We start from the raw sequence: 22,087 nt of genomic DNA, 5'->3' as shown, positions 1-22,087 counted from the left end.
CACAATCTATGCGGCATCGCAGCTGGAATTCCACAGTGCCGTTCCGCCCTGCCTACCCGCCCTTGATTGTGAGAGATTCTTCCTACAAGCTTGTCGGAATAATCCTGCGTGCCTGACGTGGATGGGGGGCGCGTGATGAATCAGCAGCAACGCGACTCTCCCAGGTGCTCAGTTGTCGTTCCGGTACGCAATGATGCTGTGCACCTTCGCCGGTTCCTCGATGCGCTCGACCAGCAGTCCCGGACTCCGGACGAAGTGATCGTGGTCGACAACGCCTCGTGCGACGACAGTGCGCGCCTTGCCCGTGACCGGGGTGCCCGCGTGCTGCAGGAATCGCGCATCGGCATACCTTTCGCAGCTGCCACAGGCTACAACGCTGCGACGGGCAGAGTCATCGTACGCGCAGATGCCGACACCCTTCCCGGTGCTGACTGGCTCGACAAGCTCCTGGCCCACCTTGACCGGCACGACGATGCCGTGGCGGTATCCGGACCAGGACACTTCTACGGGATGCCGAACCTGATCAGCAGCGTCGCGTCGTTTCTCTATAACGGCGGTTATGTCTGCGCCACCGGGCTCGCCCTTGGTCATCCACCACTGTTCGGCACCAATCTCGCGTTCCGGACGTCGTGGTGGAACCAGGTGAGGTGCGACCTGCATCTGGGCCCTGATGTCCACGACGACTTGGACCTCAGCTTTCGGGTCCGCCCTCAAGACCGCGTGGTCTTCGCGCCGGCCATCTGGGTCGGCATGTCGGCTCGGCCACTCAGGGCAGGGACCTCGGTGCGATTGCGCCGTGGCATCGAAACAGTCCGGGTGAACTGGCGTGACGAGCGCCCCTGGGAAAGATGGGCCGCACGACGACGTTCGACGTAGTCACAATCGTGGCTGGCACGCGCGCGACTCTCCCTGCCGACCTAAGAACGCGACGTGTATGTCGGGTTCATGCCATGCCTGGCTCACTATGCACGAGCGCTACATCGCAGTCGAGCCGACGCAGGCCATTCGCGCCGAGCACGGTTCCTGCTGACCGTTGTCAACGGCATCTCGGTCGAGCAGGTTCTGCCGGGTAAGGGCACGCAGCTTTCCGCCGACACGAGCAGGGACGGCTGCCCAGCTCCGGCTGAGCGATCCCGATCTTCGAGGTCAACGCGGAACACAGGCACTGGGGCGCATCAGGTGCCGGCGCCACTGTCAAGGAGCCAGTGGTAGCGCATCCGCATCGCGCGCTCCACGGCGCCGGCCGCCGCCCCAAGTCCGAGCGCGAGGTTAAGTTCGAGCGGCAAGTGCAACGGGGATCGGAAGGTACCAATCGTGTCGGCGATCGGCGGAATCTCGGAGATCGGTTCTGCGATCTGGAGCAGGTTGAGGCCTACTCCGATGAGCAACAGAAGCACCGACACAGCACCAATCAATCCACTCGCGATCGGACGCTCACGTGCGAAACGCATACGACGCCCCTCCGCCGATCGAGGATCAGGCATGAGCTGGCGTTCCGTTCCGTCGTCTGCGACGAAGTGACAGCGACGCATGCCCGCCTCGCTTGTACGAACTTCGATATGCCCACCCGGAACCGGGAAACGCGCGGGAACTTTGGACTCGGCGTCGAGTTGACCATCGCGGTACAACCTCGCCATTATCTCGCCCGTTTTGAGGTCACCTCCGTGCCTGACCTCGACGGTGAAGCCAACCTGCTGCGTGCCATCTTCCAGCGTGATCGACAACACCGAGCGCCGCGTCATCTGCCACCAACGGAACGGCTTGAGTGGGCGCCCATCGCCCGGCTTCACCCGCTTGGCCAAACGACGCTGATTCCAGCTCGCGGTCATTTCCTTGCCCCTCAATCGGCACTAATACAGTGTACTGCTGACAAGCTTCCGCCAGACTAACACACCGTATTGCTTTTCGAGGAGCGCCTGGGTCAGCTCGGCTTCCGCCCACGCACATCGCACACGCCGGCCCGTCAGGGCCAAGTAACCGAAAGTCGTTTAGACCAGATAGCAGCCATCGCTCCCGTGAGGATGTAGGGGTGGATTCTCGGCATCCGGCACCTGTAGAAGTTGGGTGAGGCACGGCGTCTGTATGCCCCTATCGGTAATGCCGCAACTGATTCGTCCAACGATCCCTGACCAGGCGTCATGTACTAGAGCGTCAGTTGAGCCGCTCGGTGAGGTGTACGTCGACGTCGTCACCGTCGTTCTTGCCGATGGCCTTACGGATGGCAGCGGCCACGGGGAGCTTATGGGTGCCGTCTCCCAAGGCCATGAACGCTCCAGTGAACGGGTGCCCATTCACGGTTCCAGCGACCTTGACCAAGCCTCGGGTGCCGAAAATCTGTGCTGAGTCAGGTAGCTGAACACAGGTCCAGGTGTCGCCTGGACGGGCCTTGCCCAGGCGAGCGGTGAACGCGATGTCTAAAGGCTGGGGCTCGGTCATGGTCGTGGTCCTCCCCCATCCAGTTGGATGGCTCGGTTCAGTTGTCACCGACTTTGGTTCTCGTCGGTGTCTTCCAGGTAGACAAGGCCGTTGCCGTCGGGGTCAGTGAAGGAGAACATCGCCGGGACACCCTCCATGCGGATCAATTCCTCGTTGTGCAGGGTCACCCCGGCCTCGCGGATCTTGTCGTGGGCCTGCTGAGCGTCAGGGGTGCCCAGGCGGATCGCGATCGGAATCTGGCCGTCCGGGGGTAGGAGCACCAGGGAAACACTCGAGCCCGGTGGCACGACCTCGATCATCCGCGCACCCGGCCAGATCTCCACATCGGTGCGAAGTTCACAGCCCAGCACCTCGGTGTAGAACTTCACCGCTGCATCCTGATCGGCCACCGGAACGGACACGCTCAGCACTTTCGTCGTCATCGTCATGCCTGATTAAATCCCACAGTGCGCCGAAAGTCATCCCTCCGCGGCAAGACGACCGCGAGCCGGGCGGCGCGTGCCTCGACGCCGACCACGGGATCATCGAGGACCTCATCGAGGACCTCATCGAGAACAGGTCCTACCAGCTCGTCCGGGACTCGCTTCCCGGAAGGATCAACCCGACGGAAAGTGATTCGCAGCCCGGTTCCCAGCGTTGCCCTGGCCTCACCCTCGCAGCCACCCGAACTTCGGCCAGCATGCGCCGGGCACCGTCAAGGAACACGAGACGCCGTCGGCCGTACGACGTGCTCGGACTGGAGCAGGTCGCTCTCAACGTCGCCCGCCGGTACACCGGCGAACACCACCCTGCGCCATAGTCGGTCACCTCGCCAGCCGCACGTACGGAGCCAGGCCGGCTTCCTCGGCGGTGAGGACCCGTGCGGTGGCGAGGATGGTTTTCTCCATTGCCGCTGCCGCTTTCGTCGCCCGCACATCCGCGCGCTTCGCGAGGCTGATCGTGCGCGACAGGCTCGGCTCCACCAGCGGCACCGAGGTGAGGCGAGGCCGGTCGACGAGCACCATCGCCGGAACGATCGCGACCCCCAATCCCAGTTCGACGAACCGCAGGACCGCATCCATCTCCGCCCCCTCGACGACGATGTGCGGTGCGAGTCCGGCTGATTCGAATGCCGCCGAGGTGGCTGCGCGCAGATCGTAACCGTGATGGAACAGCACCTGGGGCAGAGCCGCAACTTCGGCCAGGGTGATCGAGCCACCGGGCAGAATAGTGCCATCGGCTTCATCCGAAGTGTTGGAGGCGCCTCCACCCGTTGTGCTACCACCCGCGCCATCCCGCCCCGCCTCGGCGGCCGCGATCACGACGAGGTCCTCGCTGAGAACTCCCTGCATCCTCAGCCTGGGCATCTGTGATCCGAGGTCGAGGGTGCGTGTGATGAGCGCGAGATCGAGCTCACCCGTGCCCAGCGCCTCGATGAGCTGCCGTGACCCTTTCTCCATGAGCTCGAGTTCGACCCCGGGATGCTCGTTGTGGAACCGGCTGATCGCCTCGGCGACGAGGCTCACACACAGGGTCGGTGTCGCGCCGAGGCGGATCCGGCCCTTGCGCAGTCCCGCGAGCTCATCCATGTCCCGGCGCACCGCCTCGGCGTCGGCAAGCATTCTCCGTGCCGTGGGCAGCAGAGTCTCGCCGGCCGCGGTCAGGGAGATGTGCCCATGTGCGCGGTGGAAGAGCTCGGCCCCGAGCTCCTTCTCCAGGGTCGAGATCTGGCGACTCAACGAGGGCTGTGCCAGGTGAAGGGCGGCAGCGGCCTTCGTGAAATGACCAGTGTTGGCGACCTCGATGAAGCTCGAGAGCTGTTCCAGATTCATGGCAATAGCGTATCGCTATGGACGTGAGCCGAACAATGCATTGGACGTATTAAGTAGGCAAATCTACCGTGGAAAATATGAACACGACACAGGACGGCTTCCGTCGACACGAACACTCAATCTCCACCTCGGTGCTGGTCATCGGCACCGGCGGATCCGGCCTTCGCGCCGCCATCGAGGTCGCCGAGGCGGGTACCGATGTCCTCGCCGTGGGCAAGCGCCCTAAGGACGATGCACACACCTCGTTGGCTGCTGGCGGAATCAACGCCGCACTGGGCACGATGGACCCTGAGGACACCTGGCAGCAGCACGCGGCCGACACGATCAAGGAATCCTATGGTCTCGCCAACCCTCGCACCGTCGAGATCGTCACCCAGGGAGCAGCCCAGGGCATCGCCGACCTGGAGCGCTATGGAATGGACTTCGCGAAGGAGGCCGACGGTCGGATCTCACAGCGGTTCTTCGGCGCCCACACCTGGCGTCGCACCGCATTCGCCGGCGACTACACGGGACTGGAGATCCAGCGCACCCTCATTCATCGCGCCGAAGCACTGAACATCCCCATCCTCGACCGCGTCTACATCACGAAACTGCTCGTCTCAGGCGGCCGCATCTTCGGCGCCTACGGCTTCGACGTCATCGACGGCACCGGCTACCGCATCCACGCCGACGCCGTCATCCTCGCTGCCGGTGGACACAACCGGATCTGGCGTCGCACCTCCTCCCGCCGTGATGAGAACACCGGCGACTCGTTCCGCCTGGCAGTCGAGGCAGGCGCCCGCCTGCGTGATGCCGAGCTCGTCCAGTTCCACCCCTCGGGCATCATCGAGCCGGAGAACGCCGCGGGCACCCTGGTCTCTGAGGCGGCCCGCGGCGAAGGCGGGATCCTGCGCAACGGCCGGGGGGAGCGGTTCATGGAACGCTACGATCCCGAGCGGATGGAACTGTCCACCCGCGACCGGGTGGCACTCGCTGCCTACACCGAGATCGCTGAGGGTCGCGGCACCGAGAACGGCGGCGTCTGGCTCGACGTCTCCCACCTGCCGCGCGAGACAATCATGAACCGCCTGCCCCGCGTGTTCCAGACGATGATGGAGACGCAGATGCTCGACATCACCACCTCTCCCATCGAGATCGCCCCGACCGCCCACTATTCGATGGGCGGGGTGTGGGTCGACCCGGTCGAGCACAGCACCGACGTCGAGGGACTGTGGGCCATCGGCGAGGCCTCGTCCGGCCTGCACGGAGCCAACCGCCTCGGCGGCAATTCACTCATCGAACTCCTCGTCTTCGGCCGGATCGTCGGCCGGTCCGCTGTTGCCTACTCCGATGGGCTCGAGGCGCAGATGCGTTCGAAGGATGCCATCGCCGAGGCGCGTGCGGAGATCGATGATCTGCTCGCGGCCGATGGCACGGAGAACGTCAGGGCCCTGCAGCGCGAGGTCCGCAACCTCATGACCGAGCACGCCGGTGTCGTCCGTGACGGGGCCGGACTGTTGGCCGGCCTCGAGAAGCTTGCCGACATCGAAGCGCGATTGGGGAATGTCGGAATCCACCCCGACATCGCAGGATTCTCCGACCTCTCCCATGCCTTCGACCTGAAGTCCTCGGTGCTCGCGGCCAGGGCCACGCTCGAATGCGCACTCGAACGCCGCGAGACACGAGGCTGCCACAACCGCAGCGACTACCCGGAACAGGACGAGAGCCTGCAGGTCAACCTCGTGTGGTCGCCGACGACCGGCGTCGTGGCTGAGGACATTCCGCCCGTCGATCCCGAGGTCGCCGAGCTGATGCGCACCGACGAGATCAGCCAGGAGGGCAAACTCGTGGAGTAGTGGACGAGCGGTTCCCAGCCGTTGCCCTGGCCGTCACCTCCCGTCCACCGGACCTTCGGCCAGCCGACGCGAACGTTCCACCACCCGGTCACGCCGGCGTAACCTGCCGGCCATCGGGGCTGCCTAGCGTGATCGTTTGTGAGCCCCACCAGTAACCCCGCTCCCCTGGCTACCCCCGGCGCCCCAGCTACCCCCGGCCACTCGGCCGATGCCGGAGCCCCGGTCACCCCCACTGCCCTGGTCGTCATCCCGGCCCGCGGCGGTTCCAAGGGAATCACGGCTAAGAACCTGCGCAGGGTCGCTGGACGCACTCTCCTCACCCGGGCAATCGACTCCGCTCGCGCCGCCCCGGGCGTGAGCGGAGTCGTGGTCAGCACCGATCACGACGACATTGCCGCCGAAGCCCGAGCCGCCGGAGCCTCGGTGATCGGCCGACCGGCGGACCTCGCCGGCGATCAAGCGAGCTCGGAATCAGCGGTTCTGCACGCCCTGGATCACAGCCCGGGCCCCGACCCTGAGATCACGGTCCTGATGCAGTGCACCTCGCCATTCATCCCGGCCGAGGAACTCGGCGAGGCGATTCGGCGGGTGCACGATGACGAGGCCGATTCGGTTCTGGCCGCCGCACTCGACCACGGCTTCCTCTGGGCACGACAGGCCGGCGGTCAGGCACTCGCCATCGGGCACAGCGCCGATTTCCGCCCCCGCCGCCAGGATCGTGAGCCGCAGTTCCGCGAAACCGGCGCCTTCTACGTCATGCGCACCAGTGGATTCCGCCGGCACGGCCACCGCTTCTTCGACCGGATCGCGCTACAACCGGTGCCCGAGGAGCTCGCTCTCGAAATCGATACGCCTGCCGACCTTGAGCTGGCACGTGCGATGGCGCCACTGATCGATCAGCCCGAGCGGCCGGACATCGACGCGCTGGTCACCGATTTCGACGGCGTGCACACCGATGATTGCGCCTGGATCGACCACGAAGGCGATGAACGAGTCCGGGTGCACCGCGGCGATGGACTCGGAATCGCCCGGCTGCGTGATTCCGGGATGCCGCTTCTGATTCTGTCCAAGGAACGCCACCCCGTGGTCTCCGCCCGGGCACGCAAACTCCGGGTCGAGGTGCGACAGGGCATCGACAACAAGGCCGAGGTGCTGCGCGGCTGGATCGAAGACCGGCAGCTCGATCCCCGGCGCGTCGGCTACATCGGCAACGACGTCAACGACCTCGAAGCTTTCGATGTCGTTGGCTGGCCGATCGCGGTGGCAGACGCCCACCCGGAGGTCAAGTCCGCGGCGCGGCTCGTCCTGCAGCGAGACGGTGGGCAGGGCGCCATTCGTGAATTATGCGACCAACTCTCTCCCGAAAACCTGACCACAACAACACTCCGCGCACCAACAACACAAGGAGCAACAATGACAGCAGTTACCCAGACCCAGACCACTGCCCGTCCAGTCGCCATCGGTGAGCACCAGGTCGGGCCGGACCAGCCTGTCTACGTGATCGGCGAAATCGGCATCAACCACAACGGTGACGTCGAGAACGCCAAGAAGCTGATCGATGTCGCCGCCGAGGCAGGGGCGCAGGCGGTCAAGTTCCAGAAGCGCACACCTGAGATCTCAACCCCTGAGGCGCAGAAGAGCCAGATTCGCCAGACGCCGTGGGGTGAGATGACGTATCTCGACTACAAGTACAAGGTCGAGTTCGAAAAGGAAGAGTACAACGAGATCGCCCGGTACAGCGCCGAGAAGGGACTGCAGTGGTTCGCTTCGCCATGGGACGTGCCCTCGGTCGAGTTCCTGGAATCGTTCGATGTCGTCACCCACAAGGTGGCGAGCGCCTCGGTCACCGACATCGAGCTGCTCAGCGCCCTGCGCGACACGAACAAGCCGATCATCCTGTCCACCGGGATGTCCACTCTGCCCCAGATCGATAAGGCGGTCGAGATCCTGGGCACCGACAAGCTGGTCATCCTGCATGCCACCTCGACCTACCCGCTGCCCGCCGAGGAAGCCAACCTGCGGACCATCAACACGCTGCAGCAGCGATATGGCGTGCCGGTCGGTTACTCCGGCCACGAAACCGGTCTGCAGATTTCGCTGGCGGCCGTCGCACTCGGCGCCGTCGCCGTCGAACGGCACATCACCCTTGACCGCGCCATGTGGGGCTCGGATCACGGCGCATCGCTCGAGCCGCGCGGGCTCACCACCTTGATCCGTGACATCCGGATTCTGGAAGACGCGCTGGGTGATGGCGAGAAGCGGGTGTTCCCGGGCGAAGAGGCGCCACTCTCCCGGCTGCGCCGCGTCAACGCCTGAACCACCTCGACTACGAACGTAGAAGGACCTTGTTCATGACCTACCCGCGACTGCTTGCCTCCGATGCCGACCCAGGCTCGGCGGAAATGGTCTCGTTCGCAGCAGACGTCTCCCGTCCACTACTGGTTGTCGGCAACGGTCCCTCTGCGTGTTTTCCCGCCTACGACCGGATTCCAGCCAACCCCGTGGTGTTCCGGCTGGACTGGTTCTTCACCGAAAGTCATTACCACTTCGGCCGCCACGTCGACGCCTTCTTTCACGCCGAGCCGAACGCCGGGCTCGAACTGAAGCTCGCCGACGAGATCCGGTCCGGGCGCTACACGGTCGACAGGTTGCTTTCGCCCCTGCGCCTGCAGTCCACCCGGACCGGAGAGCAGCACGGAAATGCCCTGCTGACTCTCGGGCTGACCGAGGCAGACCCCTGGGCCCTGATCGCGGGCCATCCCCGGCTGGCCCGGCACTTCATGGGCAGCATGAGGCCGTCGGCCGCGCTGCAGGCGCTCGGGTTCGGGTTGGCGGCGGGCTTCCGCAAGATCTATCTCAGCGGAATCGACCTGTTCGAACACAAGGACGCCCGATACGGCCGGAGTCTCAGCCAGGAGACGGCCAAGGCAGCCGGACATCCGGACCGGATTTCCGGGCATGGCGTCGACTCCGGGCACGACATCGACTTCGACCTCGCATTTGCGAAGTCATGCCTGCTGGAATTCCCGGACGCCGAAATCGTCAATCTCGGCGAGCAGCGCCATCTGCGCCAGCTCATTCCGCCGGCACCACGTTCGCCGGCACCACGTTCGCCGGCCGTAGCTGGCGACGCCGCGGCGGCGACCCTTGCAACCCAGCCCACCCAGATGCAGGGCAGGCCGAAGAGCCATCTGAGCATCAGTCCGGACGACGCCGGCGGCCAGGTCGTATTCCGGACATCGGCTGGCGCCGGCACCCAGTTCGCGCTGATCAACGGCAGGAAATGCGGCTATGTCACGCTCGCCTCCGGCAATTATCATCACGGCGCCCGGGCACTTGCGCGCTCGCTGCGGCAGGTCAGCGATGTTCCGCTCATCGTGATGTGCACGCCGGGCACCAACAAGCTTGCCCTGCAGCGCAGCGGTATCGAGTGCGTGGACGTGCCGGAGATCATCAATCCGGTGACCGACCGCAAGGGTGTGCAGTCCAGGTTCGCCGCAACCTACACGAAACTGAACGCGTTTCGGCTGAACTTTCTCGATCGCGCGGTATTCATCGACAGCGACACCATAGTTCGACGCTCGCTGGACGACTTGTTCGAACGCGACGGGTTCTGCGCGGTGCCCGACGCGGGATGGGGGACCGACAACGAAGGATTCAATTCCGGTGTCTTCGGCTATCAGCCGTCCCGGGAGGTCTTCGACGACATGCTGAACCAGGTCGCCAGACTGAGCTCGGCCGACGGCGGCGACCAGGGCTTTCTCAACGAGTACATCACTGACTGGACCCGGCTACCGATCGAATACAACACCACCAAGCGGATCTTCTTCGCCCATCCGGGCCTGTTCAACGACCACGACGTCCGCGTGATCCACTACGTCGGCGCCAAACCCTGGATCCAGCACAAGGGTAATGACGACTATGCCGAGCTGAACTCACTCTGGTTCGAGTACCTCGAGGATTTCGAGCTCCGTGACCTGCTCCGCGACTGGTCGCTCAAGCTGCCTGGCGCAGAAAAGGACATAGCCCCTGCACCACCGCCGGAACAATCCAAGCCGCCATCACCTGCCGCAAAGAGCGGCACACCGGCAAAACCCCCACTCCGGCAAGGCCATCGCAAGGGACGCGAGCTGCTCGGCGCCGGTGATGTCGCGGGCGCCGAGCGGATAGCCCGCCGCAACCTTGCCGAGAATCCGCGCTCCGTCGCAAACCTTAAACTGCTCCGCGATGTGAGCCTGAAACAGCGCCGGCTCGGTGATGCCACCGCGCTCGGCTCACGGGTCGTCACACTGATAGCCGCCAATCTGATCGCCGGGCGGGCCACGCCCAGTGGCACATCCGGAAGGGACTGAATGAGCCCGCACAAGAAACCGCTGGTCAGCCTGGTCGTTCCGGCGAAGGATTCCGGGGAATACCTGCTGACCAGCCTGGGCAGCCTCGGCCGCCAGTTCGATGATCCGCGGGAGCTGGAGGTGATCGTGATCAACGATGGCTCCGTAGATGACACCGGGGATATCGCCGAGGGATTCTCGGCTAGGCTGCCGGGCCTTCGAGTGCTGCACAACGACACGCCAACCGGCCTGGCGAACGCCCGCAATCAGGGTGTGGCCTCCTCGGTTGGCCGGTTCATCGCCTTCCTGGACGCCGATGACTGGCTAGCACCAGGTCAGTTGCCCTGGCTGGCCCGGAACCTGAAGGACCTCGACGTTGATTTCATCAGGGTGGACCATATCAGCGTGCAGGGCAGGAAGCGGTCGCTGCGCAGGGCGCCGTTCGCCCGGCGTGGGATATCGCTCAACCCTCGCCAGGGAATCCTGCCAACCTCGGCGCCAACTATGGTCGACTACCCCTATGCGTGGGCCGGAATGTTCAACCGCCGGGTTGCCGACGCCGGGCTGCTCGACTTCCCGACCGGGCTGCACACCGCCGAGGACCGCTCCTGGATCTGGCGGCTGCACTTGCAGGCGGAGAGCTTCGCGGTGCTCGACTCCCCCGGCATCTATTACCGGCGAGGCATCCCCGGTTCACTCACCCAGATCTTCGATCGGCGGCAGCTGGATTTCATTCCGGCTTTTGCCGGCGTCTTTGCCCTCGTCGCAGCGGACGACGACGCCGGGACGTTCTGGCCGAAAGCTGCGCGGAACTTCCTGGCGATCCTTGCCCATCAGGTCGGCCGCAGCGAACAGATGACCGGGGCTGTGCGGCGTGAACTTCAGGAGCGGGCGGCCAATCTCTGCCGGCTGATGCCCGCGGATGTGCTCGATCGTGCCCTGTCTGAGCTCGATCAGAAGCGCTTCGCCATGGTTCGTGCCATCGCCACCGGCAACCGCGGTTGGTGGAGCCGCGCCGCCGGCTCCGGACGGCCGATGCTCGGCCGAACCGTGGGAAGGCGAAGCGCATGATTCAGCTGATCCTTGCCTCCACGCTGTTCCAGGCCGTGTCGGTCGCAGCAGCCATCGATGAGGGACTGCTCGGCGACGCGGATGAGCGGGTACTCCTGGTGGCCAACAATTCGTATGCGCCGGAACTGACCGACGCGCTGCACGACGTGCCTGGTGCCGAAGCTGTGTTGAACCGGTACGACCGGGTCGTTCAGCTCAACGAGACGCTGGCGCCGCAGCACCCTAACGACTGGTCGCCTCGGGACGCCGACCTGTCACTTCTGCAACGCCTGCTGCGCACCGAATGGCGCCTCGGCAATCAGCCGGTCGAACTGGTGCTGGAATCGATTCAGGTCAACCCCGCCATCGCGCTGGCGAGGGTGTTCCACGACAGCCTGATTACGATCCATTCCGACGGCCTGATGAGCTTCGGGCCGACCCGGAACCCGGTACCTCTGAGCGTCGAGCAACGACTGGAAAAGCTGATCTATCTCGAGCTGGTGCCCGGGCTTGATCCGGTGCTGCTCCGGGAATGCCGGGTCGACATGGTCCCGCTCGGACCTGACCCGTTCCGGAAAGCGATCGGGCAGATCACCGATGCCCTGGCCACCGAGCTGGACCGAATCGGTCTCCCGGCCCCCGATGGCGCCACCGCCCTTGTGGTCGGCCAGTACCTCTCGTCACTCGGCATCCTCACCCAGGACGAGGAAAGCACGCTGCATGTACGAATGATTGAGTCAGCCGTGGCAGCCGGCAGCAGCCGGGTGGTGTTCAAGCCGCATCCCGGCGCGCCGGCCGCATCGCTCGAACCGTTACGCGCCGCAGCCTCGAGGCTGAGTGTCGAGCTCTCGGTTGTCACGCTGCCTATGCCAGCCGAGGTGCTGATGGAGCGGCTGAAGCCGGGCCGCGTCGTCGGTTGTTTCTCCACTGCGCTGGCAACCGCCCGGTCCATCTATGGCATCGAGCCGATCGCGGTCGGCACCGAGTTGTTGCTGGAACGACTCGCGCCGTACGAGAACAGCAACCGGATTCCGGTAACCATCGTCGACGCCCTGATTGCCCGGGATAAACCCGTCGCTGGTCTGCAGCCGCTGATCGAGGCGGTGTCGTACTGCATGCAGCCGGACAACCTACACGAGCTGCAACCCCGCGCCGAAGAGTATGTGAGCGGGGCGATCGGCACTGCGGACATGCGCTACTTCAAGCGACGCCGCCTGCAGTCACTCGGACTTGTCACGATCTCCCGGCGGCGCACACTGCGCGCCCAGCTGGGCGCCGTCCGGCGTCGGCTCATCGGCAGGGTCCCAACCACGCTGGCACGTGGCAAGGACATCCCGCGCACTCGAAGGACTCCTCAGTAGTCATCTGCCCGTCACTTGAAAGACACCGGCAGGCAATCCAGCGGCTTTAGGTTTAGACCATGAGCACACCAACAGTGGCCAGGGGTTCGATGAGTAACCGTGACCTCCCGATCGGCGTCGGACGGGCGTCGGCCTGGGTTGAATCTCCGCTTCAGCTACTGAGCGCCGTCGAGGCACACACCGCGGGGGTTCTGGGCCGGAGCACCCTGGTCCATCCGCGGCGGGATTCGACCGGCATGCCCGCCGCTCTTGATTCACTGCTCAGACGTTCGATGCCCGATGGTTTGCTGTTCACCACACCCACGCTTGCCCTCCCATCGCCACGCGATGTGGGCTCGAGTTGCTGGTCCGTCGGTGATGCTTATTCGGGCAGGGTGCAGCTCGAACTGGCCCGGGGCGTGGCTGCCGACTCCGTCGTGATCCTCGATGACGGGCTCGCGACGCTGAATCTGCTGCGCACCATCACGGCCTCCCGGCCGACGCCGCTGATCCGGCCGCGGGTTCGGCCGACTCCGTCCCGGATCGGCCTGGGCCTGGCGGCATGGCGCCAGTTACGCCGCCTCGCGATGGCGAACCGGCTGACTGTATTCACTGCGTGCCCGGTACCGCCGGCCACTGCCCAGGCATTCCGGGCTCTCGGCGGCAGGCTGATTTCGCACCGTTTCGACTGGTTGGCGGAGCAGCCGGTGACCGAATCCGTATCGGAACCCACGATCGTGATCGGCTCGGCGATGCCGGCCGACGGACTGATTGACGCCGAATCCTATCTGGCCTGGATCATCAGCATCGCCGACCGCTCCGAGCTGCGGTACTTCCCGCACCGGCGCGAATCAGCTCAGATGCTGCTCGATCTCGCCGCGCATCCGAACATCAACGTCGCCAGCCACAATCTGCCGGTCGAAATGCGGCTTCGCGGCCTGCAACCGCCGCAGAAAGTCGTCTGCCTGCCGACAACTGCGTTCGTCTCGCTCAAACTGATCCTCGGCTCGACCGGCGTCGCGCTTGAACCGCGCACCGTGCCCGAACACTGGTGGACATCGGACGCCTCGGCAGCGCTGCGCAGCCATCTCGGCAGTACCCTCTGCGACAATCAGGCATGACCGCACGGCCCGAATCCCGGCGCTTCCCGGACCGCCAACCGAGCATACTAGCCGTCTGCGATAGCGACTCCTATCTGAAGTGGGGCTGCGCGACCCTTGACGCGCTTCCCGCGGACTGGCGACGCGACGTCCTTCTGCTCAGAACGCCGATCCTGCCGACCGGAGCTCAGATTGCCGCCGCGACGACAGGAACCTTCCAGCAGGACAAACCGACCGCCGTGATCGAACGGGCCAGGCTCGGCGCCGAGCTGGCGAGGCGCGGGCCGGACCTGGTGCTGGCGGCAGCGACCGGGCCTGTCGCCGAACAGATCCTGGTCAGTGCTGCCCGGATCGAACACAGGCCGGCGCTGGTAACCGGACTGCCCGGCGTCGCGCTGCCCGCAACTTTCAAAGCACTTCGATACCGTTCATTAAGCGACGCATTCATCACGCACAGCTACGCCGAACAACGGCAATTCCGCGAGCGCGCGGCGTCGCTGCAACTGCCGGTGGACATTCTGCTGTCCAGGTTGCCATTCCTGACCGCCGACGTCGATCACGCCAACTTCCCACAGGGAGACGCACCCGCGCCCGACCGGGTTGTATTCGCCGCTCAGGCCAAGGTGCCGGTGGCCGTCGCTGACCGGGAAAAGATCCTGCTCTCCCTCGCCGCGTGCAAGCGCCGATCCCCCTCGACCGACGTCGACATCAAGCTGCGGGCGCGGCCAGGCGAAGCACAAACCCACCTCGAGCATCACCCTTACGACGAGCTGTGGACGCACCTGGCACGGCGCGGCGAAGTCCGCGGCGACGAGCTACGGTTCGTCGACGGTCCGATGTCGGCGCACCTCGGCGAGGGCACGGTGCTTGCCACCGTGAGTTCGACCGCGGCACTCGAGGCGATCGATGCGCAACTGCCCGTCCAGATCGTCGATGACTTCGGCGTCAACGACGAGATGCTGAACACTCCGTTCATCGGCAGCGGCTGTGTTGGCAGCCTGGCCGACCTGGCCGCCGGCCGATTTCGATATGCGGCCAGGGAGTGGCTCGGCGAAAACTACTTCCACCCGGCGGATTCGAAGCTGCAGGACGCCTTCGAACGGCTGGCAGCAAGCTCGCGGACCGGCGCTCTCCCCGAGACGGCATCCAGGGTACGGAAGCTTCGGATCCGCCGGGTCCGCGCAGAGATCAGAACGGCGCTGCCTGCTCCGGCGGTACGGCTGGTACGCCGCCTGCAATCCGGCTATCGCGCGGCGACCACGCCCTGAGCGGGCTTCGTCACCTGCCGGGCTGCTCGGCAGGCTACTCGGCCCTGTCGAAGTACTCGGCAGGCCTGTCCTGGCCGGGGTACTCGGCCCTGTCGAGGTCCCGGATCACCTCGAGTGCCGACCACACCTCTTCGTAGCTGTTGGCCAGCGGAGACAGCCCAAGCCTGATCGCGTCCGGCGCCCTGAAGTCGCCGATCACCCCGGCGCCGATCAGTGCGTCGTTCAGCTGCCGGGCGTCGTGTCTGAGAATGCTGACGTGTGCTCCGCGCTGGTCCGAATCCCGCGGAGAGCCGAGCCGGTATCCCTGGGGCCCCAGCCACTCGTCCACCAGCGATATCACCATCTCCCCGAGCCGAACGGCCTTAGCCCGAATTGTGTCGATTCCCGCCTCGCCGATCACCCGCGCGCCCTCGCGCACGGCCAGGATGCCGGGAATCTGCGGGGTCCCGGAAATCATCGACCGGATTCCGGCGGCCGGCCGATAGCCCTGCTCCATCTCGAATGAATCCGCGCGTCCCAGCCAGCCCCAGATCGGCTGGTTCAAATCGGCGTGATGGCGCCGGTTCACGTAACTGAATGCCGGCGCTCCGGGCCCAGCACCAACGAATTTGTAGGTGCAGCCCACAGCGAAGTCGACGTCGTCGGCGTCCAGCGTGATCGGAAAGCTTCCGACCGAATGGCACAAGTCCCACACCACCAAAGCGCCGTGCCGATGCGCGAGCGCGGTGATGGCGGACATATCTGCCAGGAAGCCGGAACGGTAGGCGATATGGCTCAACGTGACCACGGCGACGTCATCGTCGAGAACCGCCGCGACGTCGTCAGCGCTCACCCCGGTTGCCAGATCCGGCCGCAACCAGACCAGCTCCAGGCCGAGGTCTGAAGCAACAGATTCAGCGATGTACCGGTTGGTAGGGAAGTTCTCCCGGTCGACAATGATCTTCTTCCGGCCCGGTCGCAGGTTCACGGCCGCACGCATCGCCTTGTAGAAGTTCACCGTGGTGGAGTCCGCGATCACTGTCTGCCCGGCCGCCGCGCCCAGTGCAGCGGCGGCAAGTTCGTCGCCGACGATCTCAGGCAACTCGAGCCAGTTCCCGCCGTCGGCGTCGTCGGTCCAGCCCCTGATCAGCCGCTGCGACCATACCTGGGTGGCCAGGGTGTTCCATGTCTGGTCGATCGCCTTCAGCGGCCGGCCGAGCGAATTGCCGTCGAGGTAGGCGATGACGTCATCCGGCTGCTCAATGAAACGACTTCGGAACGGGGCGAGCGGGTCCTGTGCGTCAAGTGACCTCGCGTCGGCGCGGCTGAGTGCCATTACTCTCCAACCTCGGTTCGGACTGTGTACAACTCGGGGAAGAACGTCAGGTCCAGGGCTCGCTTCAGGAATGGCACCCCGGATGAGCCGCCGGTTCCCCGCTTGAAACCGATAATCCGCTCGACAGTGCGGAAGTGCCGGAAGCGCCAGGTCTGGAAAGTGTCCTCGATATCGACCAGCTCCTCGCAGGTCTCGTACACATCCCAGTGGTCATCGGGGTGCTCGTAGACGGTCTTGAAAACCTGGACCAGTGCGTCGTTGTGCGTGTGCGCAACCGTGACGTCGCGTTCGAGCAGTTCGCGCGGGATGGCGTAGCCACGCCGGGCCAGGTACCTGAGCACGACGTCGTAAAGGCTTGGCGCCTCGAGGGTTTCGCGCAGCACCCGCTGGTTTTCCGGGTGATGGTCGAACACCTTGATCATCGCTGCGTTCTTGTTACCGAGCAGGAATTCCAGCTCCCGGTACTGCGCCGACTGGAATCCGGAGGCCTCGCCCAGCTCGCCGCGAAACTGGCTGTATTCGGCCGGCGTCAGGGTCGCGAGCACCGACCACTGCTCGACGAGCTGCTTCTGGATGTGTTTTACCCGGGCCAGCCGTTTCAGCGCCGGACGAAGGTCATCGCGTCCGATGTGCTCACAAGCTGACTTCAGCTCGTGAATCAGTAGCTTGAGCCACAGCTCGGTGGTTTGATGCTGGATGATGAAGAGCATTTCATCGTGGTGCCCCGAGACCGGCTGCTGGGCCGAGAGCAGGGTCTCCAGCTGCAGATAGTCGCCGTACGTCGAGCCACGAAGGTCCTGGACTATCTCTTTCTCCAGCGAGCGGGTGTTATCCGCCGGTGCCTGTACGTCGTTGTCATTCACGGAATCTAACTGTAATCGACCCGGCTCGCCGGTAAATCGGTTGAGCACTGTCAGAGCCAGCTGACATGATCGAATTCGAAGTCAGATTCGTTCCTGCCACCAGTTGCTGCCAGTCAGCCATCACCGAAAGAAGGTCACGTTGTCCGTCGTAGAAGCCCCGGTCGCGGCGGATCGGCGCACTCCGGCACGAACCGGGCCCAGCGTCAAGGCTCTGTTGCGGTTCTGGCCGGATGTGCGCCCGTTCAAATGGCACTTCATCGGCTCGATCACCTTCTCGGTGCTGGCCACGCTCACCGGGCTGGTCATTCCGTTGGTGACGCAGCACATCATCGACGGACCGATTGCGCACGGCGATTTCGGCGGTATCTGGCTGCCGGCAGCACTCGTGCTGCTGCTTGGCCTGATCGATGCCGCAGGGGTCTGGGCACGGCGAATCATCATCGCCCGGCCGAGCAGCGAACTCGAGGTGAATCTACGGGCCAAGCTGTTCCGGAAACTTCAGGCCATCTCGGTCGGCGAGCATGACGGCTGGGATTCGGGCCAGCTGCTCTCCCGAGCCATCCAGGACATGTCGACCATCCGCCGATTCACAGCTTTCGCGATGCCGTTCATGATCATCAACAGTGTCACAGTGGTTGCCGGCCTGACTGTCCTTACCGTCCTGCACTGGGAATTCGGACTCGTGGTTTTCCTCGCCTCGATTCCACTTTTCCTGATCTGCGTGCAGTTCGAGAACAAGTACAAGGTCGTTTCCCGGCGGGCGCAGGACCAGACCGGTGATGTCGCCACAACTGTCGAGGAATCGGTGCAGGGAATCCGGGTGCTCAAGGCGTTCGGTCGCAGCGCCCACCTGGGAATGACGTTCATCAGGCAATCCCGACAGGTCCGCACCAGCGAACTGCTCAAGGTGCGCTATGACGCCGTGCTCTGGTCGTCGGTAATCGGGATCCCTGCAATCGCCATCGGCCTGATCCTCGGCATCGGCACCTGGTCGATAGCACGCGGCGACCTGACCCCCGGAACGCTCGTCGCAGCGATCACGATGGCAACATTCCTGCGCTGGCCGGTTGAATCGTTCGGGTTCCTGCTCGCCGAAGCCAATAACGCCGCGACCGCGGCCGACCGTTACTGGGAGATCATCGACACGCCGGTCAGCATCACGGACCGTCCTGGCGCACAACCACTTGAAGAGCCGATCCGCGGCCGGCTCAGCTTCAACCGGATGTCGTTCGCCTTCCCGGATGCCGACCGCGACCAGCTGCACGACGTCACGCTCAGCATCGAACCCGGCGAGACCGTGGCCCTGGTCGGCGCCACCGGCTCGGGCAAAACGGCGCTGACGAACCTGGTGCCAAGGCTGTACGACGTGACCGCCGGCGCGATCTGCATCGATGGAACCGATATCCGGGATATTCCGGTAGAACAGCTGCGGAGCCTGGTCACCGTCGCCTTCGAAGAACCGGTGTTGTTCTCGGCCAGCGTTCGGGAGAACGTCGCCCTGGGCCAGCCCGACGCCACGCTGGCCGAGATCCGGGAAGCGCTGGACATCGCGCAGGCCAGCGGATTCGTCGATGAGTTGCCGTGGGGGCTTGACACCCGAATCGGCGAGCAGGGCCTCAGCCTCTCCGGAGGTCAGCGCCAGCGCCTCGCCCTGGCCCGGGCCGTGCTTGGCAAGCCCAGAATCATGGTGCTCGACGACCCGCTGTCGGCGCTCGACGTCAACACGGAGGAAAAGGTCCAGGCCGAACTGCGCAGGGTGCTGCCCGACTCGACCACCCTTCTGGTCGCGCATCGGCCGTCCACCGCCTCGCTCGCCGACCGGGTTGCCCTGCTCGATGAAGGGACGATCGTGGCAACCGGAACGCACGAACACCTGCTGGAAACATCCGCACGGTACCGCTACGTGATGGGATCGATAGATGTCTGACCAGACAGATACCACGACGGGGCAGCCGAAGACCGGACCCGCTGCACCGAACGACACTACCGGAACGCACCCGGCCCCCGGACAGCAGCAGCACTCCGACTGGCGTGGGGTCGGCAACGAGGACGCCGAGGTCACCACCTCGGGGAACCTGGCGCTCGCCGCCCGATCCCGCCGGCTGCTGAAGTCCCTGCTGCGTCCCTACCGGAAGCGCTCGGTGCTGGCTCTGGCGATCATCATCCTGGACAACCTGGCCATGGTTGCCGGGCCGCTGTTCATCGCGCTGGGGCTGGATGCCGGAGTGGCCAGCGCGAAGACCGGCGACTTCGGGCCGATGTTTATTGCCATCGGTGGCTTCATCGGCTCGGCGTTGCTGGGCGCGACCACCACCTTCTTCTTCCTCAAGGTGTCCGGACGACTCAGCCAGGACATCATTTTCGACCTGCGCCGCAGGGTGTTCAGGCACGTTCAGCGACTCTCGGTGTCGTTCCATGAGCGCTACACGTCCGGCAAGATCATTTCCCGGCTGACCAGCGATCTCGAATCGCTGCAGCAATTGCTCGAATCGGCCCTCAACGATGCACTCGGCGCAATCCTGTCCCTGGTCTCGATTGCCGCCATCATGCTCTACCTCGACGCGCCACTTGCGCTGGTTGTGCTGGCCGGGTTCGTCCCGCTGATCTTCGTCACCCGATGGGCGCAGCGCTACCAGCGAACCGGCTACCGGCGAACCCGAGCTTCGATCGCCAAGGTCATCGTGCACTTCGTGGAGTCGATGGGCGGCATCCGCGCGGTCAAAACCTTCCGCCGGGAACCGCGCAACGACGCGATCCTGGCCGCGGAAGATCTCGAGTACCGCAAGGCGAACACCGACGCTTTCCGCGGGATGGGCAATTACATCGGTGTGCTGCGCGTGGTCGGCAATGTGACGACGGCCTTGATCCTGGTTGTCGGTGGCTGGCGGGTTATCGAGGGTGACACCAATATCGGCGTCCTCGCCGCCTTCCTGCTTTACCTACGCCAGTTCTACGGTCCACTGGATGAGCTGGCGCAGGTGTTCAACGCCTACCAGTCGGCGGCTGCCGCGCTGGAGAAGATCTCCGGTGTGCTTGAGGAGGATCCGGACGTGGTTGCGCCCAGCAACCCGGTGCCGATCGGCACCGCCGAGGGCGCGATGGCGCTGAAAGGCGTCCGGTTCCGCTATTCGGAGGATTCCGATGACATCCTGCCGACGTTCTCACTGAGCGTGCCGGCCGGTCAGGTGATTGCCCTGGTCGGTGCCACCGGGGCCGGGAAGTCGACGCTGGCGAAGCTGCTTGCCCGGTTCTACGACCCATCCGAGGGTGTCGTCACGCTGGACGGCATCCCGCTGAGCGAGCTTGCCGATCAGGACCTGCGCCGCAATATTGTGATGGTCACTCAGGAGTCGTTCCTGTTCAGCGGCTCGGTGGCAGACAACATCCGGCTCGGCCGACCAGATGCGACTGACGAGGAGGTTCACGATGCCGCCCGCGCCGTTGGACTCTACGACTTCGTCCGGCAGCTGCCTGAAGGTTTCGAAACCGATGTTCGCCGCCGCGGCGGCAGGCTGTCGTCCGGCCAGCGGCAGCTGGTCGCCTTTGCCCGGGTATTCCTGGCCGCACCGTCGGTCGTGGTCCTGGACGAGGCAACCTCCAGCCTGGATATCCCCAGCGAACGCCTGGTCCAGGCGGCGTTGGAGACAGTTCTGCGCGGACGCACCGCAGTGATCATCGCGCACCGGTTGTCTACAGTGGCTATTGCGGACCGGGTCTTGGTGATGGACCGCGGGCGGATCGTCGAGGACGGAACACCCGAACAGTTGATCGCCGAGCATGGCCGCTTTGCCACCCTGCACTCGAACTGGAAAAAGAGCCTGGTCTGATGCCGCACAACTTCTCCGCACGCCCGGTGTCCGCCAATCGTGCCGAACATGCCGAAGGCCCGATGTGGGATGCCCGCCGGCAGGAGGTGCTGTGGGTGGACATTCCAAACGGTCACGTACATCGTTCCTCGGTGAATCCCGACGGCACACTCACGCTGCTGGGCACGCACGATATCGGCCAACAGGTAGGCGCGGTCGTCCCGAACACCGAAGGCGGCTGGCTGCTGGCCACCGAGTTCGGCTTCGGCACCCTGAGCGAAACCGGAGAGCTGCACGTGCTCGCAGAGCCCGAACTCGGCCGCCGGCCGGAAACCAGGATGAATGACGGCAAATGTGATCCGCTCGGCCGGATGTGGGCGGGCAGCATGTCCTATTCTGAGACACCGGGCGCGGGCAAGCTCTACCTGCTCGACAGCATGAGCACCGAGCCACGGGTGTCCATCGGCTCGGTAACCATTTCCAACGGCATGGCCTGGACGCCGGATGGGCGGACGATGTACTACATCGACACGCCGACCCACCGGATAGACAGGGTACAGCTCTCCGCAGACGGCGTCATCGAGAGCCGAGAGCCGGCAATCCGGATCGATCCCGACCTGGGCTCGCCGGATGGCATGACCATCGACGACGAGGGCTGTCTCTGGGTCGCCTTGTGGAACGGTGCGGCCGTACATCGCTACTCCCCCGACGGCGAATTACTCGCCCGCGTCGAGGTTCAGGCAAGCCAGGTCAGCAGCGTGGCGTTCGGCGGCCCAAGCATGTCCACGCTGTTCATCACCACGTCACAAGAGAATTTCAGCGATGCCCAGCGCGCGGCCGAACCTGAGGCCGGCTACGTTCACGCCGTGGAGACCGGCGTGAGCGGCCGGCCCGCGGACGCGTTCCGCGGGTAGCTGTCCGCTCCAGACTGC

17 protein-coding genes and 1 pseudogene are annotated in these 22,087 nt (G+C 64.8%); 12 read left to right on the top strand and 6 right to left on the bottom strand.

The genetic code is table 11. The features are described 5' to 3' along the window. Positions 1–135: 135 nt before the first annotated feature. Positions 136–876 (top strand): glycosyltransferase family 2 protein, encoded by a 741-nt coding sequence (locus tag LWF01_RS03460; protein WP_349639649.1) that lies wholly within the window; start codon positions 136–138, stop codon positions 874–876. 299 nt (positions 877–1,175) lie between these two features. Here LWF01_RS03460 and LWF01_RS03455 read toward each other — a convergent pair whose 3' ends face one another. The 4 genes from LWF01_RS03455 to LWF01_RS03440 form a co-directional block, all read right to left on the bottom strand. Then, a complete protein-coding gene (locus LWF01_RS03455) occupies positions 1,176–1,829 on the bottom strand; it encodes a hypothetical protein (RefSeq protein WP_349639648.1) in 654 nt (217 codons plus the stop codon). Positions 1,830–2,151: 322 nt separating this feature from the next. Next, a complete protein-coding gene (locus LWF01_RS03450) occupies positions 2,152–2,436 on the bottom strand; it encodes a DUF1905 domain-containing protein (RefSeq protein ID WP_349639647.1) in 285 nt (94 codons plus the stop codon). A 44-nt stretch (positions 2,437–2,480) separates the two neighbouring features. Beyond that, positions 2,481–2,858, bottom strand: a complete 378-nt coding sequence (locus LWF01_RS03445; protein WP_349639646.1) for a VOC family protein — start codon at positions 2,856–2,858, stop codon at positions 2,481–2,483. A 381-nt stretch (positions 2,859–3,239) separates the two neighbouring features. After that, on the bottom strand, positions 3,240–4,247 hold the full coding sequence (locus LWF01_RS03440; RefSeq protein ID WP_349639645.1) for a LysR family transcriptional regulator: 1,008 nt from the start codon (positions 4,245–4,247) through the stop codon (positions 3,240–3,242). 77 nt (positions 4,248–4,324) lie between these two features. On the opposite strand from LWF01_RS03440, the gene LWF01_RS03435 reads away from it, so the two are divergent. From LWF01_RS03435 to LWF01_RS03400, 8 genes and pseudogenes are all read left to right on the top strand, one after another. Then, on the top strand, positions 4,325–6,082 hold the full coding sequence (locus LWF01_RS03435) for an L-aspartate oxidase (RefSeq protein ID WP_349639644.1): 1,758 nt from the start codon (positions 4,325–4,327) through the stop codon (positions 6,080–6,082). Between the two features lie 138 nt (positions 6,083–6,220). Then, positions 6,221–7,333: pseudogene (locus tag LWF01_RS03430) on the top strand (cytidylyltransferase domain-containing protein); the annotation flags it as partial. Positions 7,334–7,495: 162 nt separating this feature from the next. Continuing rightward, on the top strand, positions 7,496–8,398 hold the full coding sequence (locus tag LWF01_RS03425) for an N-acetylneuraminate synthase family protein (protein WP_349640813.1): 903 nt from the start codon (positions 7,496–7,498) through the stop codon (positions 8,396–8,398). 35 nt (positions 8,399–8,433) lie between these two features. Then, on the top strand, positions 8,434–10,434 hold the full coding sequence (locus LWF01_RS03420; protein WP_349639643.1) for a glycosyltransferase: 2,001 nt from the start codon (positions 8,434–8,436) through the stop codon (positions 10,432–10,434). Next, positions 10,435–11,484 (top strand): glycosyltransferase family 2 protein, encoded by a 1,050-nt coding sequence (locus tag LWF01_RS03415; RefSeq protein ID WP_349639642.1) that lies wholly within the window; start codon positions 10,435–10,437, stop codon positions 11,482–11,484. Further along, the gene (locus tag LWF01_RS03410; protein ID WP_349639641.1) at positions 11,481–12,824 is read left to right on the top strand and encodes a polysialyltransferase family glycosyltransferase; all 1,344 of its coding nucleotides are present in this window, start codon (positions 11,481–11,483) and stop codon (positions 12,822–12,824) included. The genes LWF01_RS03415 and LWF01_RS03410 overlap by 4 nt, the downstream gene beginning before the upstream one ends. Positions 12,825–12,883: 59 nt before the next feature. After that, entirely contained in the window at positions 12,884–13,924 is a 1,041-nt protein-coding gene (locus LWF01_RS03405) for a hypothetical protein (protein WP_349639640.1), read from the top strand. Continuing rightward, the gene (locus LWF01_RS03400) at positions 13,921–15,171 is read left to right on the top strand and encodes a DUF6716 putative glycosyltransferase (RefSeq protein ID WP_349639639.1); all 1,251 of its coding nucleotides are present in this window, start codon (positions 13,921–13,923) and stop codon (positions 15,169–15,171) included. Before LWF01_RS03405 ends, LWF01_RS03400 begins: the two co-directional genes overlap by 4 nt. A gap of 34 nt (positions 15,172–15,205) precedes the next feature. On the opposite strand, the gene kynU is transcribed toward LWF01_RS03400, so the two are convergent. After that, positions 15,206–16,486, bottom strand: a complete 1,281-nt coding sequence (kynU, locus tag LWF01_RS03395; protein ID WP_349639638.1) for a kynureninase — start codon at positions 16,484–16,486, stop codon at positions 15,206–15,208. Beyond that, positions 16,486–17,349 (bottom strand): tryptophan 2,3-dioxygenase, encoded by an 864-nt coding sequence (gene kynA / locus LWF01_RS03390; protein ID WP_349639637.1) that lies wholly within the window; start codon positions 17,347–17,349, stop codon positions 16,486–16,488. The genes kynU and kynA overlap by 1 nt, the downstream gene beginning before the upstream one ends. Before the next feature lie 139 nt (positions 17,350–17,488). Here kynA and LWF01_RS03385 point away from each other — a divergent pair, with 139 nt between their 5' ends. Genes LWF01_RS03385 through LWF01_RS03375 form a run of 3 tightly spaced genes read left to right on the top strand, consistent with a single transcriptional unit; the run spans position 17,489 to position 22,069 of the window. Next, positions 17,489–19,276 (top strand): ABC transporter ATP-binding protein, encoded by a 1,788-nt coding sequence (locus LWF01_RS03385; RefSeq protein WP_349639636.1) that lies wholly within the window; start codon positions 17,489–17,491, stop codon positions 19,274–19,276. Further along, entirely contained in the window at positions 19,269–21,176 is a 1,908-nt protein-coding gene (locus LWF01_RS03380) for an ABC transporter ATP-binding protein (protein ID WP_349639635.1), read from the top strand. The genes LWF01_RS03385 and LWF01_RS03380 overlap by 8 nt, the downstream gene beginning before the upstream one ends. After that, positions 21,176–22,069, top strand: a complete 894-nt coding sequence (locus LWF01_RS03375; protein WP_349639634.1) for an SMP-30/gluconolactonase/LRE family protein — start codon at positions 21,176–21,178, stop codon at positions 22,067–22,069. Before LWF01_RS03380 ends, LWF01_RS03375 begins: the two co-directional genes overlap by 1 nt. The last annotated feature ends 18 nt before the right edge of the window (positions 22,070–22,087 follow it).

The sequence above is a fragment of the Saxibacter everestensis genome, assembly GCF_025787225.1.
GTDB lineage: Bacteria > Actinomycetota > Actinomycetes > Actinomycetales > Brevibacteriaceae > Saxibacter > Saxibacter everestensis.
This window is presented reverse-complemented; position numbering and strand designations above follow the sequence as displayed.